Origin of the sequence: Kitasatospora sp. NPDC052896 (assembly GCF_044547075.1) — a bacterium.
Classification (GTDB): domain Bacteria; phylum Actinomycetota; class Actinomycetes; order Streptomycetales; family Streptomycetaceae; genus Kitasatospora.
In genome coordinates, this window is sequence record NZ_JBITZU010000003.1 from 127,419 (window position 1) to 139,364 (window position 11,946).

Consider the following 11,946-nt stretch of genomic DNA (forward strand, 5'->3'; position numbering starts at 1 on the left):
TCCCGCCGAAAGACACCGGTCGGCGCGGTGAGCGGCCGGTCGGTCCGGCCGGAGTCCGGCGGACGAGCGCGCCGGGCCGTGTCAGGATGCCGGTATGAGCGATCAACCCGGCACGGTGGAGCAGGTCCTGGCCCGGGCCAAGCGGCTGTGGGCCGAGCTGGCGGGTGTCCCGGCGGCCTTCCCCGAGGCGCTCGGCCGGAGCACGATCGTGGTGGCACCCGAGTCGGGGCTCTGCCCGCAGGGCTGGGTGGGGGTGGTGGTGCTCGGGGGAGTGGCGCTGCTGACGGCCCCGAACGAGGCGGTGGCGGTGCAGCTGCGGCAGGCCGTGGTGGAGCTGCCGGCGGCGGCGCTCGCCGACCCGGCGGTCTTCGAGGTGGCACTGCACCCGGTCGAGGTGCTGGGCCCCGCGACGCTGGGCTACCTGGTGGCGGACGAGTTCCGGGCCGGCCCGGCGGGCGCCGTCGTGGAACTCGCGCCGGACGATCCGGCCGTGCGACTGCTGATGGACGGCTGCGATCCGACCGACGTGGACGAGAGCGGTCTGGCCGGGGTCACCTCGCCCGTGTTCGCCGTGGCCGGCGCCGGAGCGCGGGTACTGGCGGCGGCCGGCTACCGGACCTGGCCCGGCGGGGCCGCGCACCTCTCGGTGCTGACCGGCCCGGCGCACCGCTCGCGCGGGCTGGCCCGGCAGGCGGCCTCGGCCGCGGTGGCGCACGCGCTGGCCGCCGGACTGCTGCCGCAGTGGCGGGCCCGGGCGGCGGAGGCACGTCAGCTGGCCCGCGCGCTCGGATTCCGCGAACTCGGCGCCCAGCTCGGCCTGCGGCTGCCCTGAGCGGCCCGGCGCACGTCGCGAGGGACCACCCGCTCCTCGCGGGCAGCCCCTCGTGACCTCCGAAGGTCACCGCGGCTACTGCGGCTTGACCGCCGCCGCGATCCGGTCGCCGACCTTCTTGTCGATGTTCCGCCAGTACTGGTACGCGCGCTCCAGCACCGGCTGCGAGACGCCGTTCGACAGGTGGCCGGCCACGTTGGCGACCAGCCGGTCGCGGGCGTCGTCGTCCAGCACCTGCCGGACCATCGTGCCGGCCTGCCCCCAGTCGTCGTCCTCCCGGTGCAGCGGGTAGGCCTCGCGGACCATCGAGCCCGCGACGTCCCAGCCCAGCGGGTCACCGAAGCGTTCGGTGTCCGCCGCCGGACCGCCGTAGGAGTTCGGCGCGTACACCGCGCCGGTCCGGGCCGCGTCGAAGCGCATCGGGCCGTCCTTGGCGTACGAGTGCACCGGTACGTGCGGCCGGTTGGGCGGCAGCTGGGCGTAGTTCGGGCCGATCCGGTAGCGGTGGGTGTCGGGGTAGGAGAAGATCCGCCCGAGCAGCATCTTGTCGGGCGACACACCGATGCCCGGAACCATGTTCGCGGGCTCGAACGCGGCCTGCTCGATGTGGACGTGGTAGTTCTCGGGGTTGCGGTTGAGCGTCATCCGGCCGACCTCGATCAGCGGGTAGTCGCCGTGCGGCCACACCTTGGTCAGGTCGAACGGGTTGAACCGGTAGTCCCAGGCCTCGTCGAACGGCATCACCTGGACGTACAGCGTCCAGGACGGGTGGTCGCCGCGCTCGATCGACCGGTACAGGTCGCGCAGGTGGGCGTCCGGGTCCGCGCCGGCGATCCGGTCGGCCTCCGCCTGGGTGAGGAAGTCGATCCCCTGGTCGGTCTTGAAGTGGTACTTGATCCAGAACTTCTCGCCGCCCGCGTTCGCCCACAGGAAGGTGTGCGAACCGTAGCCGTTCATGTTGCGCCAGGTCTTCGGGATGCCGCGGTCGCCCATCAGCCAGGTCACCATGTGCGCGGACTCGGGGCTGAGGGTCCAGAAGTCCCACTGCATGTTGTTGTCGCGCAGGTGGGTGTCCGGGCGGCGCTTCTGCGACCGGATGAAGTCCTGGAACTTGATCGGGTCACGGACGAAGAAGATCGGGGTGTTGTTGCCGACCAGGTCGTAGTTGCCCTGCTCGGTGTAGAACTTGATGGCGAAACCGCGCGGGTCGCGCCAGGTGTCCGGCGTTCCGAGCTCGCCGGCCACCGTGGAGAAGCGGATCAGCAGCTCGGTCTTCTTGCCGGGCTGGAAGAGGTCCGCCTTGGTGAACTGACTGACGTCGTTGGTCACCTGGAAGAACCCGTACGCGCCGCCGCCCTTGGCGTGCACCACTCGCTCGGGGACCCGTTCGCGGTTGAACTGGGCCATCTTCTCGATCAGGTAGTGGTCGTGCAGCAGGATCGGGCCGACCGGGCCCGCGGTGAGCGAGTCGGCGTCGCTCTCGACCGGGACGCCCGCGTTGTTGGTCGTGTACGGGACCGCTGTTTCGGACATGAACGAAAAGCCTCCTTGCGGTACGGACGTACCAGCGGAGCCTGCGCCCGGGCGCAGACACGCCGGGGCTGAGCCGCACCTTTGCGGCTCTCCTTACGACTGAAGCACCGGCCGGGTGGTATCACAACCGCTACGTCGCCCGACCAGCCTCTGCTGTCCCATCCGTCGCGCCCGCTATCCGGCGGCGGCGCGGGCCGCGCTGAGCAGGCTCCGTACCTCCTCGTCGCTGGTCTGGTCGAAGTCCTCGTAGAACTGCCCGACCGCGTGGAAGCCGGGCGGGGCGGCCAGGCAGACCAGGTCGTCGGCGAGCGGTCCCAGCACCCGCAGCGCCTCGGGCGCGGTGACCGGCACCGCCAGCAGCAGCTCGCCCACCTGCCGTCGCCGCAGCACGGCCATCGCGGCCCGGACGGTCGCGCCGGTCGCGATGCCGTCGTCCACCAGCACCACCGCGCGCCCGGCCGGATCGAGCGGCGGCAGCGATCCGCGCAGCCGGACCGTGCGCTCGGCCACCTCGGTGGCGGTGGCGTCGGCGAGCCGCTCGAGCTCGGCGGACGACACGCCGAGGGCCGCGATGATGTCGTGGTTGTAGAGCCGGATCCCGCCCTCGCCGACCGCGCCCATGGCCAGCTCGGGCTGGCCGGGCGCGCCGATCTTGCGCACCACCAGGATGTCCAGCGACGCGCCGAGCGCCTTGGCCACCTCGGCGGCCACCGGGACGCCGCCGCGGGGCAGGCCGACCACGATCGGGTCGTCGGCCGCCCAGTCGGCCACTCGCACGCCCAGCCGGCGCCCGGCATCCGTCCGATCGCGGAACACGGTCATCGTCCTCACCGCCCGCCTGATACCTCCTCCAGCCTGCCACCGGTTTCGCCGGTCCGACCAGCCGGGAGCCGGAGCCGGCGGGCGGCCGGGCGGCGGGCCGGTCGCCCACCGGCCGGGCCGGAGCCCCGACGGGGTGTCAGGGACGATCCAGGGGTGGCTCAGGGGGATTCCGGAGCGCGCCGGCGAGGGTCGTTCGTGAAGCATCGGACCAGCACGTCCGACCGACTCCTGGGGGATCCGATGACCAAGCCGTCTCTGCTCGCCGCCGCGGCCCTGGTGCTGCTGCCGGCCGCCGTCCTGCCCGACACCGCCTGGGCCGCCGACGGCCCCGGCAGCGCGGCGCACGGCAGTGCCGCCTCCGAGCCGGCGCCCGGCCCGGACGCACCGGCCCTGCGGGCCGCGCTGGCCGCCCGCCCCGGCGAGCCGGTGGCCGGCGCACTGGGCCGGGTGGCCGAGGACGGCCGGACCTGGCGTGGCAGCACCGGCGACCTGGTCACCGGGCGGCCGGTGTCGCCCGACGCGGCGTTCCGGATCGGCAGCATCTCCAAGACCTTCACCGCCGTGGTCCTGCTCCAGCTGGCCGCCGAACACCGGATCGACCTGGACGGCACCGTCCAGCACTACCTGCCCGGGGCGATCCCCGACAGCTTCCGGCCGATCACGATCCGCCAGCTGCTCGACCACACCAGCGGCCTGCCGACCGGCACCGCCTGCGACCCTTCGGCCACCCCCGACCAGCAGATCGCCGGGCGTTTCGGCTACCAGAGCTTCGACGAGATCATCCAGCAGACCCTGCGTCCCACCGACTGCGCGTGGCCGGGGCCGGTCTTCGCACCCGGGACCGCCCAGCAGTACAACAGCTTCGGCTACCGGGTGGCGGGGGCGGTGATCGAGCACGTCACCGGTCACTCCTACCGGCAGGAGGTGACCGCGCGGATCCTCGCCCCGCTGGGCCTGCGGCACACCCTGGTGCCGTCCGGTGACCCGGAGCTACCCCCGCCGCACCTGCCGGGCTACTGGACGAACGGCGCGGGGCGGCCGGTCGACGTCAGCGAGGCGGGCGGCAATCCGGACTCGATGGTCTCCACCACCGGCGACCTGGACCGGTTCCTCCGCGCGCTGCTCGGCGGCGAGCTGTTGCCGCCCGCGGGGATGGCCGACCTGCTCGCGCTGCCGCGTGACCCAGCGGGACGGTTGGTCCCCTCGGTCGACCCGACCGCCTGCCCGTTCGGCCCGGACAAGGGGCTGGCCTGCTACAGCGAGGGCCTGATGCGCGTGCCGTTGCGGGACGGCACCGTGCTGTGGGGCAAGACCGGCCACGACCTCGGCTACGCCTCCGGCATGTTCGCCACGCTCGACCTGCGGGAGAGCGCGGAGTACGCAGTGGCCGAGACCGCCACCGAGCCGGGCCTGGCGGGGCCGGCCGAGCGACTCGGGGTGACGGCGTTCGGCCCGTTCGCCCCCTGAACGGCCGTCCGTCCGCTACCGTATCCGGCAGATCCGAACTCCCCGCGGCACAGCGCTGTGTCCGCGCCCTCTGAACTCCCCCGAGGTGCGCGCAGATGAGGCTCACCCCCCACGAGCAGGAGCGCCTGCTCATCCACGTCGCCGCCGACGTCGCCCGAGCCCGGCGGGCCCGCGGCCTGCGGCTCAACCACCCCGAGGCGGTCGCCGTGATCACCTCGTACCTGCTGGAGGGTGCCCGGGACGGACGCTCGGTGGCCGAGCTCATGGAATCCGGACGGCGGGTGCTGACCCGCGAGGACGTGATGGACGGCGTCCCCGAGATGATCCCGGACGTCCAGGTGGAGGCGACCTTCCCGGACGGTACCAAGCTGGTCACCGTGCACGGGCCGATCCTGTGACGGCCGAGTCGATCGTCCCGGGACAGATCCTCTACGGCGAGGGCGAGTTGACGCTCAACGCCGGCCGGCCGGTGACCACCCTGCTGGTCCGCAACGCCGCCGACCGGCCGGTGCAGGTCGGCTCCCACTACCACTTCTACGAGGCCAACCCGGGGCTGGAGTTCGACCGTGCGGCCGCCTACGGCCGGCGGCTCAACATCCCGGCGGGCACGGCGGTCCGCTTCGAACCGGGCATTCCGACGGAGGTCGCGCTGGTCCCGATCGGCGGCCGGCGCGAGGTGTTCGGGCTGCGCGGAGCGGTCGGCGGTGTGCTGGATGACTGATCGTCAGAATCCTTTGGTGGTGAGCCGGGAGCGCTACGGCGAGCTCTACGGGCCCACCGTCGGTGACCGGATCCGGCTGGCCGACACCAACCTGCTGATCGAGATCGAGGAGGACCGCTGCGCCGGCGGCGACGAGGTGGTCTTCGGCGGCGGCAAGGTGATCCGGGAGTCGATGGGCCAGGGCCGGGCCGCCCGCGCCGAGGGGGCGCCGGACACCGTGATCACCGGGGCGGTGGTGCTCGACCACTGGGGGATCGTCAAGGCGGACGTCGGGATCAGGGACGGTCGGATCGTCGCGCTCGGCAAGGCCGGCAATCCGGAGACCATGGACGGCGTCCACCCGGACCTGGTGATCGGCCCGGAGACCGAGGTGATCTCGGGCAACGGCCGGATCCTCACCGCCGGTGCGGTCGACGCCCATGTCCACTTCACCGCACCGCAGTTGGCCGACGAGGCGCTCTCCGCCGGGATCACCACACTGATCGGCGGCGGCACCGGTCCGGCCGAGGGGACCAAGGCCACCACGGTCACCCCGGGTGGCTGGCACCTGGCCCGGATGTTCGCCGCGCTGGACGACGTGCCGGTGAACCTCGGCCTGACCGGAAAGGGCAACACCGTCAACCGGGCTGCTCTGTACGCCCAGTTGAGAGGGGGTGCGATCGGCTTCAAGATCCACGAGGACTGGGGTGCCACCCCCGCGGTGATCGACGCCTGCCTGCGGGTCTGCGAGGAGAGCGGCGCCCAACTCGCGCTGCACACCGACACCCTCAACGAGGCCGGCTTCGTCGCCGACACGTTGGCCGCCATCGCCGGCCGCGGAGTGCACGCCTACCACACCGAGGGTGCCGGCGGCGGCCACGCGCCGGACATCATCAGCGTGGTCTCCGAGCTCAACATCCTGCCCAGCTCGACCAATCCGACCCGGCCGCACACGGTCAACACGGTGGACGAGCACCTCGACATGCTGATGGTCTGCCACCACCTCAGCCCGTCCGTCCCCGAGGACCTGGCCTTCGCCGAGTCCCGGATCCGGCCCAGCACGATCGCCGCCGAGGACATCCTGCACGACCTCGGCGCCATCTCGATCATCAGCTCCGACTCGCAGGCGATGGGCCGGATCGGCGAGGTGGTCAGCCGCACCTGGCAGACCGCGCACTGTATGAAGGCCCGGCGCGGCGCGCTGCCCGGTGACGGGCGGGCCGACAACCAGCGGGTCCGTCGCTACGTCGCCAAGTACACCGTCAACCCGGCCGTCGCGCACGGGATCGACCACGAGATCGGCTCGGTCGAGCCGGGCCGGCTGGCCGACCTGGTGCTCTGGAACCCGGTGTTCTTCGGAGTCAAGCCCGACCTGGTGCTCAAGGGCGGCCAGATCGCCTGGGCACAGCTCGGCGACGCCAACGCCTCCATCCCCACCCCGCAACCGGTCATGCCCCGGCCGATGTTCGGGGCGAAGGGGCGGGCGCCCGGCCGGAACTCGCTCAACTTCACCTCCTCGCTGGCGATTTCCGATCGGCTCCCGGAACGGCTGGGCCTGGCCAAGGAGTTCAGGGCGATCCGGAACACCCGGGCGGTCAGCAAGGACGACATGGTGAACAACACCGCGCGGCCGGAGGTCCGGGTCGACCCGGACCGCTTCACGGTGACCATCGACGGCGAACTGGTCACCCCCGCACCCGCCACCGAACTGCCGCTCGCCCAGCGGTACTTCCTCTTTTGACCGGGTCCGCCGCGCTGCTGCTGCTCGCGGACGGCCGGTTCCCGGCCGGCGGGCACGCGCACTCGGGCGGTGCCGAGGCGGCCGTCCGGGCCGGGCTGGTGCACGACCTGCCCAGCCTGGCGGCCTTCCTCGCCGGACGGCTGCACACCACCGGCCTGACCGCCGCCGGGCTCGCGGCCGCGGCCGCGGCCGGCCTGGATCCGGCCGAGCTGGACCGCGCCGCCGACGCCCGGACCCCCTCGCCCGCGCTGCGCGTCACCTCCCGCCGGCTCGGGCGGCAGCTGTTGCGCGCGGCCCGGGCCTGCTGGCCGGACCCGGCGCTGGCCCGGCTCGCCGCCGACCACCCGGGCGGTGCCCACCAGAGCGTGGTGCTCGGCCTGGCCGCTCGCGCGGCCGGTCTGGGACCGGCCGGGGCGGCCACCGCGGCCGCCCAGGAGAGCGTCAACGGACCGGCCACCGCCTGCGTCCGGCTGCTCGGCCTCGACCCGTACCAGGTCGCGGCCCTGCTGGCGCGGCTCGCCCCGGCGGTGGACGCGGTGGCCGCCGCCGCACTGGAAGCCGCCGAACACGGCGACCCGGCCCGGCTGCCGGCCGCCTCCGCCCCGCTGCTCGACCTCTACGCCGAGCAGCACCGCACCTGGAAGGTGAGACTCTTTGCATCGTGACCAACCCACGGACGCGTTCGGCGCGCCGGTGGCACTGGCCGCCCCGTTGACCCTGCCCGCCCCCGCGGTGTCCGCCGAGGACGGCAGGCGGCGGGCGCTGCGGATCGGGCTGGGCGGCCCGGTCGGCTCGGGCAAGACCGCGACCGTCGCGGCGCTCTGCCGGGAGCTGCGCGCGGAGCTGTCGCTGGCCGTGGTGACCAACGACATCTACACCACCGAGGACGCCGAGTTCCTGCTGCGCAACGCGGTGCTGCCGGCCGAGCGGATCACCGCGGTGGAGACCGGCTGCTGTCCGCACACCGCGATCCGGGACGACATCTCGGCCAACCTGGAGGCGGTCGAGCTGCTGGAGGCCGCGGTCGGCCCGCTCGACCTGGTGTTGGTGGAGTCGGGCGGCGACAACCTCACCGCGACCTTCAGCCGCGGCCTGGTGGACGCGCAGATCTTCGTCATCGACGTGGCGGGCGGGGACAAGATCCCGCGCAAGGGCGGGCCCGGGGTGAGCGGCTCCGACCTGCTGGTGGTGAACAAGACCGACCTGGCCCCGCTGGTCGGCGCCGACCTCGCGGTGATGGCCCGGGACGCCGAGGCACAGCGCGGTCAGCGGCCCACGGTGTTCTGCTCGCTGGTGCGGCCGGACGGGGTGGCGCCGGTCGCGGCCTGGGTGCGGGAGCGGCTGGTCGCGTGGCGGGCGCGCTGAGGCGTGACGTCGAGGTGGTTCCACCTCCGGACCCGGGGCTCACCGCGCAGGCCCGGATCGTGGCCCGCCGGGACGGGCACGGCGCCACCGTGCTGCCGGTGCTGGCCGGGCGCGGCGCGCTGGCGGTCCGCCGGCTGCGCGGCGGGCCACGGGCGGAGGTGGCGCTGGTCGGCGCGATGGCCGCGCCGCTCGGCGGCGACCGGCTGGCGGTCGCGGTGCGGGTCGAGCCGGGTGCGCGACTGCGGGTGACCAGCGTGGCGGCCACCGTCAGCCTGCCCGGGGCCGGGCCCGAGCCCGCCCACTACGACGTCGACCTGCGGGTGGGGGAGGGCGCCGAGCTGGACTGGCTGCCGGAGCCGGTGGTCGCGGCGGCCGGCAGCAGGCTGCTGCTGCGCACCCGGATCACCCTGGCCGCCGGCGCCCGGCTGCGCTTCCGGGAGGAGCAGGTGCTCGGGCGGCAGCACGACTGGGCGGTGCACGGCGCGCCCGGGCGGCTCACCTCGCGGCTGACGGTCTGCCAGGACGGCCTGACCGTCCTCGACCAGCAGACCGACCTGGGACCGGGCGCGTCGGGCTGGGACGGTCCCGCGGTGCTCGGCGGACGGCACGCGCTGGGCCAGCTGCTCTCGGTCGGTCTCCCGCCGGCGCCCGCCGAGCAGCGGGCCGCGCCCGCTGCGGGGGAGTGCGCGCTGCTCGACCTCCCCGGCCACGCGGCCCGGCAACTGGTGGCGCTGGCCCCGGACGCCCTGGCACTGCGCGCCATGCTGGGGCCTGCCTGACGGCCCGGCTCAGCCGGTGTGGGGGTACTGGTCGGCCGCCACCGCCGGGCTGCTCCCGCCCGCCGAGGACCGGCCCCGAAGCACCGGATCCCGTCCACCGCGGGCGGTGGACGGGATCCGGTGGGGAGGAGGAGGTTCGGCTCAGCCGGCCTGGGCCGGGCGGTTGCCGCGTTTCTCCAGCGAGGCCAGGTAGGCGTTGTAGGCGTTCAGCTCGGCGTCGCCGTCCCGATCGGCCGCCCGGTCGGTCCGTTTGGCCGAGCGCTGCTCGGACTTGGACCACTGGAACACCAGGGCGATCAGCACCACCGCGGTCGGGATCTCGCCGAAGGCCCAGGTGATCCCGCCGGCCATCTTCTGGTCGGCCATCAGATCGGTGCCGGGCGGGGCGCCGGCCGCGGTGAAGGTGGTGACCAGCGGGCTGGTCGCCATCATCACGGCCACCCCGAAGAAGGCGTGGAACGGCATTCCCATGAAGAGCTCGATGATCCGCATCACGTGGCCGGGTCGGTGCGGGCCGGGGTCGACGCCCATGATCGGCCAGAAGAAGAGCAGGCCGACCGCCAGGAAGTGCACCATCATCGCGACGTGGCCGAGCTGCGACCGCATCAGGAAGTCGAAGAGCGGGGTGAAGTAGAGGCCGTAGAGGCTGGCGATGAAGAGCGGGATGGTGAACGCCGGGTGCGAGATCACCTTGACGTAGCGGCTGTGCAGCAGCGCCACCAGCAGCTCGCGCGGCCCGCGCGGGCGGCCCTTGCCGGCCGGGCGCAGCGAGCGCAGCGCCAGTGTGATCGGCGCGCCGAGCAGCAGCAGGATCGGCGCCAGCATGCTGAGCGCCATGTGCTGGATCATGTGGGCGCTGAACAGCGCCATGCCGTACTCGTTCAGGCCGGAGCAGGTGATGAAGACGATGCTGGCCACGCCGGCCACCCAGGCCACCGAACGGCCCACCGGCCAGCGGTCGCCGCGGCGCAGCAGCCGGACCACGCCCGCGCCGTACAGGCCGAGCGCCAGCAGGCAGCCCAGCAGGAACGGCCAGTCGGGTGACCAGGTGAGCACCGAGGAGAGGGTGAACCGCGCGAGGCCCTCCCCCCCGTGGTGGTGCATCCCCGCCATGCCGTCCATTGGCCGCCCCGCTCTCCTTGTTGCCGGCGGACGGACCGCACCCGTGGTCCGGTTCGTCCGAATTTCTTCGGGTCCACACTACGGGCGGGCCGGCGCCCGGCTGCGGCCACCCCCCGGTTTCCCGGACCCGTTTCCCGGGGAAACGCGACGGGGAAACGCGACCGCCCCGCCGGTGAGCGGCGGGGCGGTGCGGAAGCGGTGCGGCGTCAGATGACCGTTTCGGCCTCGACGTACCGCTCGGCGGGCACGGTCTTCAGGTCGGCCACCGCCTCGCCCAGCGGCACCAGGTTGATCTGGGTGCCGTGCAGCGCGGTGATGTGCCCGAAGGCGCCCTTGTGCACGGCCTCGACGGCGTGCCAGCCGAACCGGGTGGCGAGCACCCGGTCGTAGGCGGTCGGGGTGCCGCCGCGCTGGGTGTGGCCGAGGATCACCGGGCGCGCCTCCTTGCCCAGCCGGTGCTCCAGCTCGCGGGAGAGCTGGGTGGCGATCCCGGTGAACCGCTCGTGCCCGTAGATGTCCCTGGTGCCCTCTTCCCAGGGCATGGTGCCCGGCTCGGGCTTGGCGCCTTCGGCGCAGACCACGATGGCGAACTTCTTCTGCCGCTCGAAGCGTTCCCGGACCACCTCGGTGAGCTTGTCGATGTGGAACGGGCGCTCGGGCACCACGATCGCGTGGGCGCCGGCGGCCATGCCCGCGTTGAGCGCGATCCAGCCGGTGTGCCGGCCCATCACCTCGACCACCATGACCCGCTGGTGCGACTCGGCGGTGGTCTTCAGCCGGTCCAGCGCGTCGGTGGCCACCGAGACCGCGGTGTCGAAGCCGAAGGTGACGTCGGTGCACGCGATGTCGTTGTCGATGGTCTTCGGCACGCCGACCACCGGCAGGCCGCCGTCGCTCATCAGCTTGGCGGCCTTCAGGGTGCCCTCGCCGCCGATCGGTATCACCGCGTCGATCCCGAGGTCGGCGCAGTACTTCTTGGCCCGCTCCACGCCGTCCCGCAGGTGGCTGGGCTGGACCCGGGACGAGCCCAGGATGGTGCCGCCCTGGGCCAGGATGCCGCTGACCGAGTCGAGGGTCAGCGGGCGGTGGGCGCCTTCGAGGAGGCCGCGCCAGCCGTCCTGGAAGCCGATGATCTCGTCGCCGTGGTCGACCACGCCCCGGTGGACCACGGAGCGGATCACGGCGTTCAGGCCGGGGCAGTCGCCGCCGCTGGTCAGCACACCAATACGCATCGTCTTTTGCAACTCCCCTGGGGGCACCTCCCAGCCGCCAGGCTGGGGGAAGAACCGGACGGCCGGACTACCACCTGCGAACCACCTGCCCGGCACCCTGGTAAGGCGTCCGCACGGGGGCGGGGCGGCTGACCGCGGAGTGACGGCAAGGGGTGGGCTCGGACATCGGCGTCCGAACCCGATCATAGCGGCCCCCGCCTCCGGCCGGGCGGGAGCAGGCGCGGGGGCGGCGTCGTCGGCGCGCCCGCGCGGGTATGCAGCCGGTTGCCGAGGAGGGTGTGCATCCGACGGTTCTTATTGTCCAACTTTCGCCCCGGAGCGGCCCCCGCCGCCAGATGCTGGACAGATCCGGC

Annotated in this window: 12 protein-coding genes; 8 read left to right on the forward strand and 4 right to left on the reverse strand. The window is 73.5% G+C overall.

What is annotated here, in order from left to right:
- The first annotated feature begins 94 nt into the window (after positions 1–94).
- A complete protein-coding gene (locus ACIGXM_RS09265; RefSeq protein ID WP_396558563.1) occupies positions 95–832 on the forward strand; it encodes a GNAT family N-acetyltransferase in 738 nt (245 codons plus the stop codon).
- Positions 833–907: 75 nt separating this feature from the next.
- On the opposite strand, the gene ACIGXM_RS09270 is transcribed toward ACIGXM_RS09265, so the two are convergent.
- Both ACIGXM_RS09270 and ACIGXM_RS09275 read right to left on the reverse strand, forming a co-directional pair.
- The gene (locus tag ACIGXM_RS09270; protein WP_396558565.1) at positions 908–2,365 is read right to left on the reverse strand and encodes a catalase; all 1,458 of its coding nucleotides are present in this window, start codon (positions 2,363–2,365) and stop codon (positions 908–910) included.
- Positions 2,366–2,539: 174 nt separating this feature from the next.
- Complete coding sequence (locus tag ACIGXM_RS09275; protein ID WP_396558567.1) at positions 2,540–3,181, reverse strand: phosphoribosyltransferase; 642 nt, start codon at positions 3,179–3,181, stop codon at positions 2,540–2,542.
- A 246-nt stretch (positions 3,182–3,427) separates the two neighbouring features.
- On the opposite strand from ACIGXM_RS09275, the gene ACIGXM_RS09280 reads away from it, so the two are divergent.
- The 7 genes from ACIGXM_RS09280 to ACIGXM_RS09310 all read left to right on the forward strand — a co-directional run bounded on the left by ACIGXM_RS09280 (position 3,428) and on the right by ACIGXM_RS09310 (position 9,239).
- Positions 3,428–4,654, forward strand: coding sequence for a serine hydrolase domain-containing protein (locus tag ACIGXM_RS09280; RefSeq protein ID WP_396558569.1), 1,227 nt, complete (start codon positions 3,428–3,430; stop codon positions 4,652–4,654).
- A gap of 95 nt (positions 4,655–4,749) precedes the next feature.
- Complete coding sequence (locus ACIGXM_RS09285) at positions 4,750–5,052, forward strand: urease subunit gamma (protein ID WP_396558571.1); 303 nt, start codon at positions 4,750–4,752, stop codon at positions 5,050–5,052.
- A gap of 11 nt (positions 5,053–5,063) precedes the next feature.
- Positions 5,064–5,375, forward strand: coding sequence for an urease subunit beta (locus ACIGXM_RS09290; protein ID WP_396559148.1), 312 nt, complete (start codon positions 5,064–5,066; stop codon positions 5,373–5,375).
- Positions 5,368–7,095, forward strand: coding sequence for an urease subunit alpha (locus ACIGXM_RS09295; protein ID WP_396558573.1), 1,728 nt, complete (start codon positions 5,368–5,370; stop codon positions 7,093–7,095). The genes ACIGXM_RS09290 and ACIGXM_RS09295 overlap by 8 nt, the downstream gene beginning before the upstream one ends.
- Positions 7,092–7,760, forward strand: coding sequence for an urease accessory protein UreF (locus ACIGXM_RS09300; protein ID WP_396558575.1), 669 nt, complete (start codon positions 7,092–7,094; stop codon positions 7,758–7,760). The genes ACIGXM_RS09295 and ACIGXM_RS09300 overlap by 4 nt, the downstream gene beginning before the upstream one ends.
- A gap of 34 nt (positions 7,761–7,794) precedes the next feature.
- The gene (gene ureG, locus ACIGXM_RS09305) at positions 7,795–8,460 is read left to right on the forward strand and encodes an urease accessory protein UreG (protein WP_396559150.1); all 666 of its coding nucleotides are present in this window, start codon (positions 7,795–7,797) and stop codon (positions 8,458–8,460) included.
- Positions 8,445–9,239: an urease accessory protein UreD gene (locus ACIGXM_RS09310; RefSeq protein WP_396558577.1), complete on the forward strand. Its 795-nt coding sequence runs from the start codon at positions 8,445–8,447 to the stop codon at positions 9,237–9,239. The genes ureG and ACIGXM_RS09310 overlap by 16 nt, the downstream gene beginning before the upstream one ends.
- Before the next feature lie 141 nt (positions 9,240–9,380).
- Here the strand turns inward: ACIGXM_RS09310 and ACIGXM_RS09315 are convergent, their stop codons facing one another.
- Positions 9,381–10,343, reverse strand: coding sequence for a cytochrome c oxidase assembly protein (locus ACIGXM_RS09315; protein WP_396559152.1), 963 nt, complete (start codon positions 10,341–10,343; stop codon positions 9,381–9,383).
- 224 nt (positions 10,344–10,567) lie between these two features.
- A complete protein-coding gene (locus tag ACIGXM_RS09320) occupies positions 10,568–11,593 on the reverse strand; it encodes a 6-phosphofructokinase (RefSeq protein ID WP_396558579.1) in 1,026 nt (341 codons plus the stop codon).
- Between the last annotated feature and the right edge of the window lie 353 nt (positions 11,594–11,946).

Excerpts from the sequence above, each read along its gene's own strand:
- ACIGXM_RS09265 (WP_396558563.1), top strand. The coding sequence starts at position 95 with ATGAGCGATCAACCCGGCACGGTGGAGCAGGTCCTGGCCCGGGCCAAG.
- ACIGXM_RS09270 (WP_396558565.1), bottom strand. The coding sequence starts at position 2,365 with ATGTCCGAAACAGCGGTCCCGTACACGACCAACAACGCGGGCGTCCCG.
- ACIGXM_RS09280 (WP_396558569.1), top strand. The coding sequence starts at position 3,428 with ATGACCAAGCCGTCTCTGCTCGCCGCCGCGGCCCTGGTGCTGCTGCCG.
- ACIGXM_RS09285 (WP_396558571.1), top strand. The coding sequence starts at position 4,750 with ATGAGGCTCACCCCCCACGAGCAGGAGCGCCTGCTCATCCACGTCGCC.
- ACIGXM_RS09295 (WP_396558573.1), top strand. The coding sequence starts at position 5,368 with ATGACTGATCGTCAGAATCCTTTGGTGGTGAGCCGGGAGCGCTACGGC.
- ACIGXM_RS09315 (WP_396559152.1), bottom strand. The coding sequence starts at position 10,343 with ATGCACCACCACGGGGGGGAGGGCCTCGCGCGGTTCACCCTCTCCTCG.
- ACIGXM_RS09320 (WP_396558579.1), bottom strand. The coding sequence starts at position 11,593 with ATGCGTATTGGTGTGCTGACCAGCGGCGGCGACTGCCCCGGCCTGAAC.